The organism is Thiocapsa marina 5811 (assembly GCF_000223985.1).
Lineage (GTDB): Bacteria > Pseudomonadota > Gammaproteobacteria > Chromatiales > Chromatiaceae > Thiocapsa > Thiocapsa marina.
This window is the reverse complement of record NZ_AFWV01000001.1, coordinates 71,291-87,443: the sequence shown is the minus strand read 5'-3', so window position 1 is coordinate 87,443 and position 16,153 is coordinate 71,291. Positions and strand designations below refer to the sequence as shown.

General features: G+C 64.3%; 13 protein-coding genes. 7 read left to right on the top strand and 6 right to left on the bottom strand.

Annotated elements, in window-relative coordinates; all coding sequences use genetic code 11:
- Nucleotides 1-59 precede the first annotated feature (59 nt).
- The gene (locus THIMADRAFT_RS00430) at nt 60-1,115 is read right to left on the bottom strand and encodes an AI-2E family transporter (protein ID WP_007190965.1); all 1,056 of its coding nucleotides are present in this window, start codon (nt 1,113-1,115) and stop codon (nt 60-62) included.
- A 256-nt stretch (nt 1,116-1,371) separates the two neighbouring features.
- Between THIMADRAFT_RS00430 and THIMADRAFT_RS28330 the strand changes: the two genes are divergently transcribed.
- Entirely contained in the window at nt 1,372-2,031 is a 660-nt protein-coding gene (locus tag THIMADRAFT_RS28330; protein ID WP_007190964.1) for a hypothetical protein, read from the top strand.
- Between the two features lie 98 nt (nt 2,032-2,129).
- Here THIMADRAFT_RS28330 and THIMADRAFT_RS00420 read toward each other — a convergent pair whose 3' ends face one another.
- Nucleotides 2,130-2,543 (bottom strand): DUF2177 family protein, encoded by a 414-nt coding sequence (locus tag THIMADRAFT_RS00420; RefSeq protein ID WP_007190963.1) that lies wholly within the window; start codon nt 2,541-2,543, stop codon nt 2,130-2,132.
- On the opposite strand from THIMADRAFT_RS00420, the gene THIMADRAFT_RS00415 reads away from it, so the two are divergent.
- Nucleotides 2,542-3,177, top strand: coding sequence for an alpha/beta family hydrolase (locus tag THIMADRAFT_RS00415; protein ID WP_233490102.1), 636 nt, complete (start codon nt 2,542-2,544; stop codon nt 3,175-3,177). The two genes, THIMADRAFT_RS00420 and THIMADRAFT_RS00415, sit on opposite strands and share 2 nt — an antisense overlap.
- A gap of 273 nt (nt 3,178-3,450) precedes the next feature.
- On the opposite strand, the gene THIMADRAFT_RS00410 is transcribed toward THIMADRAFT_RS00415, so the two are convergent.
- Nucleotides 3,451-5,832: a nitric oxide reductase activation protein NorD gene (locus THIMADRAFT_RS00410; RefSeq protein WP_007190961.1), complete on the bottom strand. Its 2,382-nt coding sequence runs from the start codon at nt 5,830-5,832 to the stop codon at nt 3,451-3,453.
- A 247-nt stretch (nt 5,833-6,079) separates the two neighbouring features.
- Between THIMADRAFT_RS00410 and THIMADRAFT_RS00405 the strand changes: the two genes are divergently transcribed.
- The gene (locus tag THIMADRAFT_RS00405; RefSeq protein ID WP_233490100.1) at nt 6,080-6,997 is read left to right on the top strand and encodes a Fic family protein; all 918 of its coding nucleotides are present in this window, start codon (nt 6,080-6,082) and stop codon (nt 6,995-6,997) included.
- Nucleotides 6,998-7,190: 193 nt separating this feature from the next.
- Here the strand turns inward: THIMADRAFT_RS00405 and THIMADRAFT_RS00400 are convergent, their stop codons facing one another.
- The 3 genes from THIMADRAFT_RS00400 to THIMADRAFT_RS00390 form a co-directional block, all read right to left on the bottom strand.
- A complete protein-coding gene (locus THIMADRAFT_RS00400) occupies nt 7,191-7,997 on the bottom strand; it encodes a CbbQ/NirQ/NorQ/GpvN family protein (RefSeq protein ID WP_007190959.1) in 807 nt (268 codons plus the stop codon).
- 122 nt (nt 7,998-8,119) lie between these two features.
- Entirely contained in the window at nt 8,120-8,476 is a 357-nt protein-coding gene (locus tag THIMADRAFT_RS00395; RefSeq protein ID WP_007190958.1) for a ribulose bisphosphate carboxylase small subunit, read from the bottom strand.
- Nucleotides 8,477-8,634: 158 nt separating this feature from the next.
- Complete coding sequence (locus THIMADRAFT_RS00390; protein ID WP_007190957.1) at nt 8,635-10,053, bottom strand: form I ribulose bisphosphate carboxylase large subunit; 1,419 nt, start codon at nt 10,051-10,053, stop codon at nt 8,635-8,637.
- Between the two features lie 279 nt (nt 10,054-10,332).
- On the opposite strand from THIMADRAFT_RS00390, the gene THIMADRAFT_RS00385 reads away from it, so the two are divergent.
- From THIMADRAFT_RS00385 to THIMADRAFT_RS00370, 4 genes are all read left to right on the top strand, one after another.
- Entirely contained in the window at nt 10,333-11,283 is a 951-nt protein-coding gene (locus THIMADRAFT_RS00385; protein ID WP_007190956.1) for a LysR family transcriptional regulator, read from the top strand.
- Entirely contained in the window at nt 11,283-12,596 is a 1,314-nt protein-coding gene (locus THIMADRAFT_RS00380) for a glutaredoxin family protein (RefSeq protein WP_007190955.1), read from the top strand. The genes THIMADRAFT_RS00385 and THIMADRAFT_RS00380 overlap by 1 nt, the downstream gene beginning before the upstream one ends.
- A 173-nt stretch (nt 12,597-12,769) precedes the next feature.
- Complete coding sequence (gene dxs / locus THIMADRAFT_RS00375; protein ID WP_007190954.1) at nt 12,770-14,746, top strand: 1-deoxy-D-xylulose-5-phosphate synthase; 1,977 nt, start codon at nt 12,770-12,772, stop codon at nt 14,744-14,746.
- The gene (locus THIMADRAFT_RS00370) at nt 14,743-16,137 is read left to right on the top strand and encodes a DUF945 family protein (protein ID WP_007190953.1); all 1,395 of its coding nucleotides are present in this window, start codon (nt 14,743-14,745) and stop codon (nt 16,135-16,137) included. Before dxs ends, THIMADRAFT_RS00370 begins: the two co-directional genes overlap by 4 nt.
- Nucleotides 16,138-16,153: the final 16 nt, after the last annotated feature.

Here is a 16,153-nt window from a genome sequence, read left to right as displayed (position 1 = left end):
ACCGTGTCCCGAAAGCCGATCGACGGCCCCTCCCGAGAGAGGCCGAAGAGCCCGCCTGGCTAGCGCTCGGCTTCGGCCTCCTCCTTGATCTCGGGGCCGAGCAGGATGGCGATCGGGCGCGTATGCGGGCTCGCGTCCAGTGCGATGATCAGGGTTGCGGTGAGCGGTACCGCGAGGAACATGCCGACCGTGCCGAACAACCACCCCCAAAACAACAAGGCGATGAAGACCGCCAGCGTCGAGATCCCCAGCCCTTTGCCCATGATCCTGGGCTCCAGGACATTGCCGATGACCGTATTGATGACGAGATAGCCGACAGCCACCCAGATGGCGGTGGACACATCCACCTGCACCAGCGCGAGCAGGGTCGCCGGGATCATCATCACGATGTTGCCCACCACGGGGATGAAGTTCAGGAAGAAGGCCATTACCGCCCAAAGGATGGCAAAGTCAATGCCGAGAAACCACAGCCAGAGCCAGACGCACACGGCCGTTCCCAGGCTGGTGAGACTCTTGATCAGCATGTAGCCCTTGATCGCGTCCAACAGCCGTTTCAGGCGCGCATCGCCTGCCTCGGTCATCCGAAAGGCGACCTTCAGCTTGGCCGGAAGCGAATTGGCCTCGAGCAGGATGAAGACGACGGCGAGCAGCACCAGCAGTCCGGTGGCGAAGAACCCGCTCGCATTGGACAAAAGATACCGAACGGCGACCCCGACCTTGTTCGGGTCCAGCAAATCCGGGATCGCTTCGCGCGAGCCGCCGACGCCGACGCCTTCCATCCAGCCTCCGAGCTGATCGCTCAGCAGCATAAAGCGCTCTTGATAGGTCGGCAGGCTGTCCCTGAAGCCCTCGATCGCCCCCGTGGTGACCAGGGCCAGGAGACTGCCGACATCGAGCAGCACGAAGATGATGACCGCCATGGCGCCCCATTTCGGTACACCGCGCCGCCGCATCCACCTGAGCGCCGGGGTGGCGATGATGGCGATGAATACGGCCAGCAGGAGCGGCACGAGGATGGGCGCCGAAATCTTCATGAGGCCGATGACGAGCGCGAAGGCGCCCGCGACGAGGAGGCCGCGCGCGGGTGGACTGAAACCGCTCAGTGCATTGGTCATGTCGTCGAATCCTCCGGTGATTGGCTTCGTTCGATGGTGTCTTGAGCCGGCAACGCGAGCGGGGCAGGGCCAGGGCTTTTTCCGCCGCCCTTCTCGGCCGCGGCAATCTTAACCCGGCGCCCCGCCGGCGGCATCACGACGGCCGCGCAAACCCCGCCGAGCCCGGACGGGTGCTGGCATCCGGTCTCGCAGGGTCCATACTCTCCTCTCGGGAAGACAACATCATGACAACAGACGAGGAGCGCATCGAAGATCTATGAGCATCATCAAAGCAGCACTGACAGCCGGGATTGCGGGCTTGGTTCTAAGCGGGCCGGCATCCGCAGTAGACATGGGCGACATGATGAATCCATCCAAATGGATGGGCGGCAACAAGGACCGTAGTCGGGAGGGTGATTATCCGCCGCCGCAGGGTTACCCCCAAGGCTACTATCCGCAGGGCGCACCGGGTTACGGTGGTGCGCCGGGATACGGAGCCGCACCCGGCTACGGAGCCCCGCAGCCGGGGTATGGCGGAGCACCCTCGCAAGGCTACGGGCCTCCGCCCGGTTACACGGATCCACAGATGGGTGGTGCTCCGACGCAGCAGATGCCCCCGCAGGGATACGGGGGTGCGCCGGGCTATGGGCAGGCCCCGGGATACGGAGCAGGCACCGCAGAGGGCTATCCCCCGGCTCCCGCCTACGGCCAGGGCTACGCGCCCGGTTACGCCCCCGGTTACGGCCAAGGCTACGACCAGGGCTACGCTCCGCCCCCCGGCGTCGGGCAGGGTTACGGACCGGGCTACGGTCAGGGTTATGGCCCCGAATACGGACCCGGTTACGGATCCGGCGAGGATGATCGCGGCGGAAGCGGCATGAACCCGATGAAAATGATGCCGAACCCGATGCAGATGTTTAAAGGCAACAAGGACTAAGTCCGACCGGGCGGCCTTGGGCCGCCCGGGCTAGACGGTCTGGAAGCGGGCCGTCCACTGCCATTCCGAAGCTCCCCGGGGAAGCCTCGAATGGACCATCAGACCCCGCCGAGCCATCTTCCGATCATAAAGCTGCCGCCGGCAACGCTGGCGCAGAGTGCGATGCCCCAGAGCGTATCCACGATCACGACCTTGATGGGCCAGCTCGGGAGCGTGGCCATGTTGGTGAGCTCGTAGGTGATGTAGGTGAAGAAGCCGAAGAGTGCGCCGTTGAGCACGGCCCGGCCGAGCGAGTCCTGCGCGAGCGCAGGGGCGACGGCAAAATAGAGGATGCCGGCGATATAGATGAGGTAGAAGCTCAGTGCGGCCGGCCAGTTCACCGTCGGGCTCAGGACGTGGGCGAGGTTCTCGCGATAGAAGGTCTTGGCGACGACGCCCAACCAGAGCAGATCGATCGCGAAGAAGACCGGGACGGTCAGGAGATAGAGCTTTACGAAAAAGAGGGCTTGCATGATGGATCCTCTGCTGATCGATGGTCCGGCCGATGCGCGTTGCCATCTGATTTTGGCGCACGGGGCAGGGCAGGGCGCCGACTCCCCCTTCATGAGCGCGGTTGCACATGCGTTGGCGGCCGCCGGGCTGCGCGTCTCGCGCTTCTCGTTTCCCTATATGGTGCGAAGCGAGACCGAGGGAAGAAGGCGTCCTCCCGATCGCGAGCCGATCCTGATCGAGACCTGGCTGCGGGTCATCGCCGAGCAGCGTGTTGCCCATGGCGCGGGAGAACGCCTGTTGATCGGCGGTAAATCGATGGGCGGGCGCATTGCAAGCCTGATTGCGGACGAGGCCGGCGTCGATGGCCTGGTTTGCCTCGGGTATCCCTTTCATCCGCCGGGTCGTCCGGAGCGCACGCGTGTCGCGCATCTGTCCGGGCTGCGAACGCCGAAGCTGATCTGCCAAGGCGAGCGAGATCCCTTCGGAAGCCGGGAGGAGGTCGCTCGCTATGATTTGAGTCCGTCGATCGAGATCGTCTGGATCGCGGACGGAGAGCATAGCTTTAAGCCGCGTCGGGCATCCGGGGTCACGCTGGAGCAGAACCTGAGCCTGGCGGCAGGCGCCGTCGCGTCGTTCGCCGCGCGGCTCCAGTAGCCTGATGTGGGCCGCGCGTCTTGTCGCTGCCCTGACATCGCGGTTTTTGATAGCGGCTCAACGATTCGGGTACGATCCCGTCTCCACATCCTGAATCATATGCACGCCAATAGGCTCGTAGGGTGGACAAGCGCAGCGCAGCCCACCAGCGTCGGCGCGGGATTCGGTGGACTTCGCTCTTGCTCGTCCACCCTACGGCTACGGCGCCTGTTCACCCTGTCAACGGAAAGCGACCATCTCTCGGACCCTGAGTCAGGTGGGCCGTTTCGCGGCCTATCCCGTGAGCGCTGCAAACACCGCCGGTAGCCGCTCGGGCAGGCGCTCGACATGGTCGACGATGGAATACTGATTCTCGCCGAAGATTCGGGCGACGTAGCGGTCGGCCTGCGGATCGAGCGTCAGACAGTAGCTGTGAACGCCCTGCATGCGAAGCTCCTCGACGGCCTTTTTGGTGTCGTGGCGCAGGTACTGCGGATCGCGCTCGTCGATGTCCGCCGGCTCGCCGTCGGTGATCACCAGCACCAGACGCTTTTGGGCCGGTTGGCGGGTGAGGTGCCAGCCGGCGTGGCGCAGCGCCGCGCCCATGCGGGTGGAGAGTCCGCCCTTCATGCCGGCCATGCGTGACTTGGCGTTGTCGTCGTAAGACTGATCGAAGTCCTTGAAGCGATAGTACTGGACGTCGTGGCGGCCGTCGGAGGCAAAGCCATGAACGGCGAAACGGTCGCCGATGCCGTCGATGGCCCAGGCCAGCAGCCCGGTGGCCTCGCGGGTGAGGCTGAGGATGCTCGGTGCCGTTGCGTAATCCGGGTCGTCCTTCTTGACCCCGACCTTCTCGTTGGTCGACTCGGAGAGATCCATGAGCACCACGATGGCGAGATCCCTGACATGGCGGGTGATGCGGATATTGATCCGCGGATCCGGCATGGTGCCGCGGCGCACGTCGATCATGGCCCGCACGGCGGCGTTCAGGTCCAGCTCCTCGCCTTCCTCGTAGCCGCGCCGGCGCACGATGCCTTGCGGCTGGAGTGCGTCGATCAGACGCCGGATGCGGCTCGCGACCGGCTTGTGCTTGACGAGGATCTCGTCCATGAGCGCCGGGTCGCCGCGGCCTTGACGCCGTTCGATGACGGTCGCCCAGTCCGGGCGGAAGAGTTGGACCTGATAGTCCCACTCCTGATAGTGGTAGGGGTCCGAGATGGGCTCCTTGCCCTCCATCGCGTTGAAGGAGACGCCCTCGTCTTCGTAGGGGAAGAACTCGGTGGCGCAGACCCAGATCTCCTGTGCGTCGTCCCCGGCGGTCTCGACATCGACCTCGTTGGCCATCTCCATCGCTGAGACGTACTTGCGCACCTGTTGCTGCGAGGCGGGCAGATAGTCGACGCCGCGGGTCAGGAAGAGGTTCTCGCCGCAGTTCCAGACATAGCGATTGTCGTCGCGATAGGGGATCGGCCAGCTCTCGAGGATGCGCAAGTTGGGCAGTGCGACGGTCTTGATGGCCTGGTTGTAGAAGGTGACGCCCGCGTCCCAACTGATGCGGTTGTCGTGCGGACGCTCGGCCAGCGCGGCGCGGAAGGCGACGGCGGTGTCGTCGATCAGCGAGAGTCCGTCGACATAGTCCGGATCCAGCAGGGCACGCGCCTGGCGCAGCATCAGATCCATCATCGGATGCAGATCGACGGCGTCGTCCATCGGTCCGAGCTGTGCGGTGAAGAAGGACAGCCAGAGCTTCTTCAGCCCCGGAAAATCGCGGATGGCGAGCGCCTCGACACGCGCGTCCTCGAACATCTCGATCAGCTTCATCTGCGCCGGCATTAGCTGCTCGGCGCTGATGGCGTTGGTGCCGTAGACCATGTGTGCCGCGCAGTGGGCGGCGGCGGCGCGGTAGGTCTCGATCCCCGAGATGCCGCGGAAGCTGTCGAAGGCGTCCGGCAGATGGATCTGGAAGTCTTCGATGAAGGGCCGCAGACCTTGGCGCGACTCGTAGTCGCCCGAGGTCGGGCGCATGAAGAAGGACCGGGCCCAGAGCGCACGCAGATAGAAATTGAGCTTGCGTTGGTTGTCGACGAGCAGGGTCCCGCGCCGTTCCTTCTGAAGCACCGCGCGCGAGGACTCCGTTTGAAGCCCGAAATAGGCCATTTGGCCGTCGAGGTCGCGCGCATGGGCCTGCGCGCCCCAGAGCGCCCAGCGGCGCAGACCGCCGAGCGTGAGCTTGGAGAGCAGCTCGTCCATGTTCTCCATCATCGGGCGCAGGCCCCGCGGCGACTTGCCCGAGAGCTGATGCAGCAGGTTGAGATACCCGCGCAGCACCTCCGCATCCCCGAGCCGGCTCGCGGCCAGCGGCATGCTGGACATGATCAGCGCCACCACCGTCCCGGAGGTGTGGGATGCGAGCTTCATCAAGGCGCTCACCACCTCGGGGATGATGTCCTCGCCCACCTCCTTGGCGACCCGCGGCATCTCCTGCACATAGGTCAGGACCAGATCGGCGCCCTTGTTCAGGCCGCACATCGCCTTGATGCCGGTCAGGTAATGCTCCAGTCCGCGCGGCGACATGACGCGCGCGGCTTCGTGGTAGCTCGCCTCCAACGCCTGGGTGTGCGGGTGATCCGCGTCGGCCTTGAGGCAGGAGAGGTATTCGGAGAAGTCGATGCTCATGGCGCTATCCCGGATCGAAGGTTGTCATACCCGGTGACGGGCTATCACTGCTGGTCCTAATTTGGTACTAATCGCTACTAAATTAGTAGTTCGTGTCGCGAACCCCGAGCAACGCGACAGCTATCTGATCCGCTCGCTGATCGAGGAGGCTATCAATTCCAGCCAACTGGAAGGCGCCTCGACCACCCGGCAAGTCGCAAAGGAGATGCTTCGCCAAGGACGCCGTCCGAGGGACAAGAGCGAGACGATGATCTTCAACAACTTCCAGGCGATGCGCTCCATCTCCGAGCGCGTCGGGGAACCGCTGACGCCTGAAGCCATCCTTAAGCTCCACAGCGTTCTGACTCGCGACACGCTGGATGATCCCACCGCGGCCGGACGCCTGCGGCGAGCCGACGAGCACATCGATATTGTCGATCACCGAGACCGGCGCGTTCTTCATGTCCCGCCGCATGCCGACGAGCTTCCCGCGCGGCTGGAGCGCCTCTGCGATGTTGCGAACGCGCGCGACACCGACCCCTTCGTGCCGCCAATCATTCGCGCCATCCTGCTGCACTTCGCGCTTGCCCATGATCATCCCTTCGTCGACGGCAACGGCCGGGTCGCCCGCGCACTTTTTTACTGGTCAGCGCTCTCGCAGGGATACTGGCTGCTTGAATTCGTCTCGATCTCCAGCATCCTGAAAAAGGCCCCGGCTCAGTACGCCCGCGCCTATCTTTTTACGGAAACCGACGAGTCCGACGTTACCTATTTTCTGATCCATCAACTGGAAACCATCGTCGCAGCCATGGACGGACTGCATGCCTATCTGCGGCGCAAGGCCGGCGAGACGAAGGTCGTTGAAGCGATCCTTCAAAGCTCCGCGCGGCTGCGTGAACGCCTCAATCACCGGCAGTTGGCACTGCTCCGTCATGCGTTGCGCCACCCGAAATCGGCCTACACCATCGAGGGGCATCGCCAAAACCACGCTGTCGTCTACCAAACCGCCCGTTCGGATCTGCTGCAACTGGTCGAGCTGGGTCTACTCTCCAAGCGGAAGGCCGGGCAGGCGTTCCTCTTCGAAGCACCGGCGGATCTCAATCATCGTTTGGAAGAAGCCGAATCCAACCTTCAGTGGTCATCCGCTCGTTTCGATCCGCTGACGGGCGCTGAACTCGAAAGCTAAACCGCGCCCAGTACGGCATGCGATTTTTTTCGAAGGGACCGGCCCCGGCGGACTTCACGACCGCTGGAGCCGGCGCGGTTTAGGAGAATAAAAAGACAGTATTTTAAACCGCGTCCCCGCCAAGGATCGTGGATGCACCAAACGTCGAGCTCAATCGAAAGCTGGCCTCTCGCTCTGGACGCGGTTTAACCGCTCAGAAATAGGTATTCACCGCCGCATCCAGCGTATCGCGCATATCGGGATCATCGGTCAGCGGTCGGACCAACGCCATACGGCAGGCGGATTGCGGATCGATACCCTTGCCGATGAGTTGGGCGGCATAGACCAGGAGGCGGGTGGACATGCCCTCGTCGAGACCGTGGCCCTTGAGGTTACGGCTGCGTTGGGCGACCTGAACCAGCTTCTCGGCGGTCGCCTTGTCGACATGGCCCTCGTGCGCGACGATCTCGGTCTCGATGTCGGCGGACGGATAGTCGAAGTCCAAGGCACCGAAACGCTGTTTGGTCGACTGCTTCAGATCCTTCATCAGGCTCTGGTAGCCGGGGTTGTAGGAGATGACGATCTGGAAATCGGGGTGCGCATGGACCAGCTCGCCCTTCTTCTCGAGCGGCAGCTGACGGCGATGGTCGGTCAGCGGATGGATCACGACCGTGGTGTCCTGACGGGCCTCGACGACCTCGTCCAGATAGCAGATGGCACCGATGCGTGCGGCCACCGTGAGCGGGCCGTCTTGCCATTTGGTGCCGTTGATGTCGAGCAGAAAACGTCCGACGAGATCGGAGGCGGTCATGTCCTCGTTGCAGGCGACCGTGATCAGTGGCGCGCCGATCTTCCAGGCCATGTATTCGACGAAACGCGATTTACCGCAACCGGTCGGTCCCTTGAGCATCACCGGCATGCGGGCGTCGTAGGCCGCCTCGTACATGACGACCTCGTTCTGCACGGGGCGGTAATAGGGCTCGTCCTTGATCAGGTATTGGTCGCGGTCGATTTCGCTCATCTCATTGCTCTCTCGTTCACAAGCCGACGACAAAAAAGCCCCCGCCCTGCACGTCGGGACAGGGGCTGTTTCCGTCGATCCGTTGTTGGATCATCGGTTTTCGCCCAAGCGAAAACCGATCCTCAGACCGGCTTGCCGCGGAAGACGACCATCTCGGCGCCCTTGGACTGGGCGTAGTTGTCGTAGCCGACCAGGCGCACATGGTTGTCCGGATGCGCCTTGTGGCAGGCTTCCGCTTCGGCCAGGATGGTGTCCACATCGGTCTCGCCGAACATCGGCAGCTTCCACATGTACCAATAGTGGTCGAACGCGTTTTCCGGCTCGCTGTGCTCGATGGCCGGGTTCCAGCCCTTGGCGACGATGTATTCGACCTGCTTGCGGATGCGGGCCTGATCCATCTCCGGCAGATAGGAGAAGGTCTCGAACTTGCGGCTGTTCGGATCGTCGAGGCTGGATTGATAGTCCTGCATGGTGCTCATGGTGTGCTACTCCGAAACTGGTTTCGTGGTGAAAATCGGTTGGATAGTCGATCGTAAGCGTTGCTGGCGTTGAGCTTTCAGCCGTCAGCTCTCAGCAACAGGCCGGCGCTTCGCGCCGACCGCCCATGGCTGATCGCCGACAGTTGATGGCTGACAGCTTACTTGTGCGACACGTCGAGCTTGTCGACGGTATCGAACTCGAACTTGATCTCCTTCCAGGTCTCCATGGCGATCTTGAGCTCGGGGCTGCTCTTGGCGGCGTTGGTGAGGATCTCCTTGCCTTCCTTCTCGATCTGCACACCCTGGTTGCGGGCCTCGACGCAGGCTTCGAGCGCGACACGGTTGGCCGCGGCGCCGGCTGCGTTGCCCCAGGGGTGACCCAGGGTGCCGCCGCCGAACTGCAGGACGGCGTCGTCGCCGAAGATGCTGACCAGCGCAGGCATGTGCCAGATGTGGATGCCGCCGGAGGCGACCGCGAAGGCACCGGGCATCGCGCCCCAATCCTGATCGAAGAAGATGCCGCGCGAGCGGTCTTCCTTCACGTAGGACTCACGCAGCAGATCGATCCAGCCGATGGTCGACTCGCGGTCGCCCTCGAGCTTGCCGACGACGGTGCCGGTGTGCAGATGGTCGCCGCCGGACAGACGCAGGATCTTGGTCAACACACGGAAATGGATGCCGTGGTTCGGGTTGCGGTCGAGTACGGCATGCATGGCACGGTGGATGTGCAGGAGGACGCCGTTGTCGCGACACCACTGGGCCAGGCCGGTGTTGGCGCAGAAGCCGCCGGTGATGTAGTCGTGCATGATGATGGGCGCGCCGATCTCCTTGGCGTACTCGGCACGCTTGAACATCTCGTCCGGGGTCGGCGCGGTGACGTTCAGGTAGTGGCCCTTGCGCTCGCCGGTCTCGCGCTCGGACTTGTCGATCGCGTCCATGACGAAATCGAAGCGTTGACGCCAGCGCATGAAGGGCTGCGAGTTGACGTTCTCGTCGTCCTTGGTGAAGTCCAGACCGCCGCGCAGACACTCGTAGACGGCACGGCCGTAGTTCTTGGCGGACAGACCCAGCTTCGGCTTGATGGTGCAGCCGAGCATCGGGCGGCCGTACTTGTTCATGATGTCGCGCTCGACCTGGATGCCGTGCGGCGGGCCGTTGCAGGTCATGACATAGGCGATCGGGAAGCGCACGTCTTCCAAGCGCAGTGCACGCACGGCCTTGAAGCCGAAGACGTTGCCGACCAGCGAGGTGAAGACGTTGACGACCGAGCCTTCTTCGAAGAGGTCGATCGGGTAGGCGATGAAGGCGTAGAAGGCGTCGTCGTTGCCCGGGACGTCTTCGATGGCGTAGGCGCGGCCCTTGTAGTGGTCCATGTCGGTCAGAAGGTCGGTCCAGACCGTGGTCCAGGTGCCGGTGGACGACTCGGCGGCGACGGCGGCGGCGGCTTCTTCACGCGGAACGCCTGCTTGCGGGGTGATCTTGAAACAGGCGAGGAGGTCGGTCTCCGACGGGGTGTAGTCCGGCATCCAGTATGTTTCGCGATACTCTTTGACGCCCGCGCTGTAGGTCTTTGCCATGTTCGCTTGTCCTCGGAAGTAGTGAAGGAATTCGCCGGTCCAGAAGGCTGGTCCGCAGTCCCGCTTGATGCGCTGCGCGCTTGGAACCTGGGGCGGCAGTATATGCAAAACCCTTATAATTACTAGTTAATATTGCTTATAGTCGACATAAGCATAGACTTATGTCTATGGTTTAGCCGCCAGCCGCCAGCCGCCAGCAAGCGGACAGAGGCTGTTAGCAGGAGGCAGGCGGCAGGCGGCAGGACGCAGGCGGCTCCGAACGAGAGAGGACCAACGCACGTGCATGTCTCAATCCGACAACTGAAGGTCTTCGAGGCGGTCGCGCGTCATCTGAGCTACACGCGAGCGGCCGAGGAGCTGCACCTCAGCCAGCCTGCCGTCTCGATGCAGGTGCGTCAGCTCGAGGACGAGGCCGGGCTGCCGTTGTTCGAGCGTCTCGGCAATCGTATCGTGTTGACCGAGGCCGGTCGGGAGGTCTACGACTATGGCCGGACGATCAACGGCGCGCTGCAGGAAATGGAGGAGGTGCTCGAGTCTCTGAAAGGGGTCAGCCGCGGTCGGCTGCATCTTGCGGTTGCGAGCACGGTCAACTATTTCGCGCCGCGCCTTTTGGCGTTCTTCCAGCAGCGCTACCCCGGGATCGGCCTGCAGCTCGATGTCACCAATCGCGAGCAGCTCGTGCGCATGCTCTGCGACAACACGGTCGATCTGGTGCTGATGGGGGTGCCGCCGACCGACATGGATGTCGAGTCCGAGGCCTTTATGGAGAATCCGCTGGTGGTGATCGCTCCGCCCGACCATCCGCTCGCAGGCGAGCGGGCGATTTGTTCCGAGCGCTTGGCCGAGGAGATCTTCGTGATGCGCGAGCCCGGCTCGGGGACCCGTCAGACGATGGAGCGCTTCTTCGGCGAGCGCGGTTTGGCGATCCGTCACGGGATGCAGATGACCCGCAACGAGGCCGTTAAACAGGCGGTTCGCTCCGGGCTTGGGTTGAGTGTGGTGTCTTTGCATACCATCGAGCTGGAGCTCGAGACTCGGCGGCTGGTCACGTTGGACGTACAGGGTTTTCCGGATCAGCGGCAGTGGTATCTGGTCTATCGTCGAGGTAAGCGTCTCTCGCCCGCGGCCAACGCCTTTCGGGATTTCGTGTTGACGGAGGCCGCGCTCATCGCCTCCCCGAAAAGTCCGGCTCGGCTGTCGGAAGCCGGCGCGGTGTCACTTCGGTGTTGATGATGGTCTTGTCGAGTCTCTTGCGGATTCTTGTCCTGGCCTGCCTGTCGGTATTGCCGACAACCGTTCTTGCCGCATCGATCGACCCGCTTGTCGATCCTCTCGGCGATCCCTTACCGGATTGGGTCGTGACCGACAGCGGGGGCGAAGTCCGGGTTCCGCTCTACGTTTTCTGGTCCAGGACCTGTCCGCATTGCAGCGCGGCCCTGGGTTTTCTGAACAGGCTGCGCGAAGAGGCACCTTGGATTCAGGTCCGAGCCTACGAGCTTGCGGCCGATCGTGCGCATGTCCGGCGCTATGTCGAGATGGCTCGGTCGCTGGGTGAAGAGGCCCGGTCGGTGCCGGCCTTCTTCGTGTGCGGGCGGATGCTGACCGGCTTCGACGACGCCGACGGGGTCGGGGCGCAGCTGGTCGGGCTGGCGCGATTCTGTCGTCAGGTCGCGGGTCAGGACGGCGCGGTCGATGCCGACGATTCGGTCGCGACGCCGGCCGAGGGCGTCCGCGTGCCGCTCCTGGGCGAGTTGGATCCCGGGGCCATGTCGCTGCCCGCCTTCACGCTGGTTCTGGCCGGGCTCGATGCCTTCAATCCCTGCGCCTTCTTTGTTCTCTTGTTCCTGCTGAGTCTGATGGTCCATGCCCGAAGCCGGGCGCGGATGCTGCTGATCGGCGGCACCTTCGTGCTCTTTTCCGGTCTGGTCTACTTCCTGTTTATGGCTGCTTGGCTGAACCTCTTCCTGGTTGTCGGCGGGGCGGCGGTGGTGACGACGATTGCCGGGCTGGTCGCACTCCTCGTCGGCGGGCTGAACGTGAAGGATTACTTTTTCTTTCGTCGCGGGCCGAGCCTCTCCATCCCCGACCATGCGAAGCCCGGACTCTTCGCGCGGATGCGCGGTCTGCTCGCGGCCGATCGACTCGGGGCCATGTTGATCGGAACGCTCGTCCTGGCGTTGGCGGCGAACAGCTACGAGCTGCTCTGCACCGCGGGTTTCCCGATGGTTTACACGCGCGTCCTGACGCTTCACGATCTCTCCGCGCCCGCCTACTACGGTTATCTGGCACTCTACAACCTGATCTACGTCCTGCCGCTGCTGGCCATCGTTCTGGCCTTCACCTTCACGCTTGGGTCGAAGAAGCTCACTGAGCGCCAGGGGCGGATCCTGAAGCTCCTCTCGGGTCTGATGATGTCGGGGCTGGGGGTCGTGATGCTGCTTGCGCCCGAGATGCTCGTCCATCCGGGCGTCGGCTTGCTTCTTCTGCTCTCGGCACTCGGGGCGACGAGTCTTGCGGCAGTCTTCGGCAGGACCGCCGTCTGAGAGCGGCGGGCCGGTCTGGTCCGCTCGGTCGACGCCGCGATTCGGCCGCCGACTTGCGTGTCGGTGCGCGGGCGACGGCGGCGAGACCGGACTGAAAAGGATCTGTCGCTTCGCAGCCGCGCGGGGATTCGTCTAAACTAACCGACCGTCTCAGCTATGCGCGAATGCCGACCATGCCCGACCGCCCTTCGAGTGACACCGGTATCACCCTGCACCGCTATCCGTTGCTGGCTTCGATCAACTCTCCGGCGGATCTTCGCGCCTTGCCGGAGCATCTCTTGCCCTCGGTCGTCAACGAGCTGCGGGGCTTCCTTGTCGACACCGTCTCGCAAACCGGCGGTCATCTTGCTGCCGGCCTCGGCGTGGTGGAGTTGACGGTCGGTCTGCATTACGTCTTCGACACACCCGAAGACCGGCTGGTTTGGGACGTCGGCCACCAGGCCTACCCGCATAAGATCCTGACCGGGCGACGCGATCGCATGCTCAGCTTGCGTCAGAAAGACGGACTCTCCGGCTTTCCCAAGCGCTGCGAGAGCGACTACGACTGCTTCGGCGTCGGCCATTCCAGCACCTCCATCAGTGCCGCGCTCGGCATGGCCTTGGCCGCAAAACAACAAGGCGAGCAGCGCGATGCCGTCGCCGTTATCGGCGACGGAGCCTTGAGCGCCGGCATGGCCTTCGAGGCGCTGAATCACGCGGGCTCGATGGATATCGATCTGGTCGTCATCCTCAACGACAACGAGATGTCCATCTCCCCGCCCGTCGGTGCGATCACCAACCATCTCGCGCGGCTGCTCTCGGGCAAGATCTACACGACCATGCGCGAGGGCAGCAAGACCGCTCTGCGCGGGATGCCGCAGCTGCGTCATCTGGTCGGACGCTGGGAAGAGCACATGAAGGGCATGTTGATGCCGAGCACCCTGTTCGAGGAGCTCGGGTTCAACTATATCGGCCCCATCGACGGACACGACGTGCATTCGGTCATCAAGACCCTACGCAACATCAAGGAGATGCGGGGTCAGCGCTTCCTCCATGTGGTGACTCAGAAGGGCCACGGCTACGAGCCTGCCGAGGGCCAGCCGGTCACCTATCACGGTGTTACGCCGTTCGATCGACGCACCGGCGAGCTGCGCAAGGGCGCCTCCAAGGGCCCGACCTACACGCAGATCTTCGGCAGCTGGCTCTGCGACACGGCCGAGGCGGATCCGCGCCTGGTCGGCATCACGCCGGCGATGTGCGAGGGCTCTGGCCTCACGGTCTTTTCGAAACGCTTTCCGGAGCGCTTCTTCGATGTGGGAATCGCCGAGCAGCACGCGGTGACCCTGGCGGCTGGCATGGCCTGCGAGGGTGTTAAACCCGTGGTCGCCATCTATTCGAGCTTCCTGCAGCGCGCCTACGACCAGCTGATCCACGACGTCTGTCTCCAGGGGCTGGACGTGACCTTCGCGGTCGACCGCGGCGGTCTGGTCGGTGCGGACGGAGCGACTCACGCCGGCAGCTTCGATCTGAGCTTCGGCCGGCCGCTTCCCAAGCTCGTCATCATGGCACCGGCCCACGAGAACGAGTGTCGCGCCATGCTGCGGACCGCGTACGAGTATCCGGGCCCCGCCATGGTCCGCTATCCGCGCGGCAACGGGCCGGGCGTGGCGATCGACCCCGAGACGCCCGCACTGCCGATCGGCCGCGGGGAGATCGTCCGGCAGGGGAGCCGGGTCGCCCTGCTCGCCTTCGGCAGCATGGTGACGCCTGCATCCAAGGCAGCGGAGCCCTTGGATGCGACGGTGGCCAATATGCGCTTCGTCAAGCCTCTCGACGGTCCGCTCATCCGCGCGCTGGCCGAGGGACATGATCTGCTGGTGACCGTCGAGGAGAACAGCGTCGCCGGTGGCGCCGGGAGCGGCGTCGCCGAGTGGTTGGCCGCCGAGGGCATCGACATCCCCTGCGTGCATCTCGGGCTGCCGGATCGCTATATCGACCATGCCGAGCATGCCCAACAGCTCGCCGCGTGCGGTTTGGATGCCGAGGGCATCCGCGCCTCCGTGCGCGACGCCTACGGGCTTCGGTTTCCCGATCGCGATCTTCTGGAGGTCGCGAACGCCGGGTCGGCGGTCGGCGCCCGGGTCAGACATCAGAGCGCCGGCGCCGCATGAGGCGTTTTCTCGGCGGTACGGTCCTCGCGATCGCGATCCTGCTCGGCCTGTTCCTCGCGGGCGGGCCGTTCGCACTCGGATATCTGGCCAAGGCCGGCTACGAGGATCTCCTCGCCGATCTCATCGAGGATCTTCCGGAACGCGAGGTTCTGCAGAACAGCTACCAGCGAGGCTGGTTCGCCTCCAGCGCCGCGTTCGAGGTGCTGATCCCGCCCGATCCGGGGGCGCAAGCGCCGCTGCGGCCCACCCGGGTTCGACTGGACAGCCGCATCGAGCAAGGGCCATGGATCTGGCTCACGACAGGCTTTCCGCCGGTCGTCGGCCGCATTCACACCCGGATCGAGATCGAGGGGTTCCCCGTTGCCCTGCCGGCGCTTCCGGCGAGCATCGATCTGCATGCGGACGGCTCCGGCCGGATGCAGCTGCGTCTACCCCCAGGCGAGACCCTCCCGACGGCGGAGGTGATGGGTCTGCGGCATGGAGCGCTCGACGGCGAGCTGCTTGTGTCGGCGGGGCAGGAGGCCCTCGAGATGGGGCTGATGCTCTCCGATGGCGTTCTGACGACACCCGCGGGACCGCTCGTACGTTTGACCGATCTGCGATTCGAGGCCGATCGGCCCGATGATGCCTCCGGCAGGGGGCACTTGCAGGTGGCCTTGGTCGAGATGGATGCCGCGGGCGCGACTGGCTCGGCGGCAACCGCGCCGCCGTCGCTGCGCATCGAGGGACTCTCGGCGACCCTGTCGCGAGCGCTTCGGGAAGGCCTCCTGGATCTGCGTCTCGGACTCGCCGCGCGGCAGCTCACCACGGCCTCCGTCGCCTACGGTCGATCGGAGCTCGGACTCTCGGCCGAACGCCTGGACGCCGAGGCGCTCGCCGATCTGGGCGAGGGTATCCGCCTGCTGGCCTCGGACCAGGTCGGGCAGGAGATGCGGGGTCTGATTACAGGCGGCCTGATCGCGCGTCTTGCCCCGCGCTTCGTCGCGAGCGCGACACGGATCGGCGTTGAGCCGATTCGGATCGAGACCCCGGATGGCCTTGCCTTGGGGCGGCTCGATCTGCGTTTGGACCCGAGCGCCAATACACCGAGCCGGCTGACCTCGGGTGTCGTCGATTGGCTGGTCCTGCTGCGGGCCGACGGCGATTTGGAGCTTCCCGAGGCGGTCGCATTGGACTGGATCGCCCGCTCGCTCGCCCCCGACGTCGAGGGCCGGGCTCTGCCGGCCTCGGAGCCGGCGGCCGAACACGCCGCGCGGCAAGAGGCGGAGACACTGCTCGAAGGGTGGATCCGGGATGGCTGGGTCACCCGGCGCGATACCCGGGTCTCCTCGGCATTGCGTCTGGGCGACGGACTCTTGACCGTCAACGGCAAGACGGTGCCGCTTCGGTAGACGATCCTAAACTGGT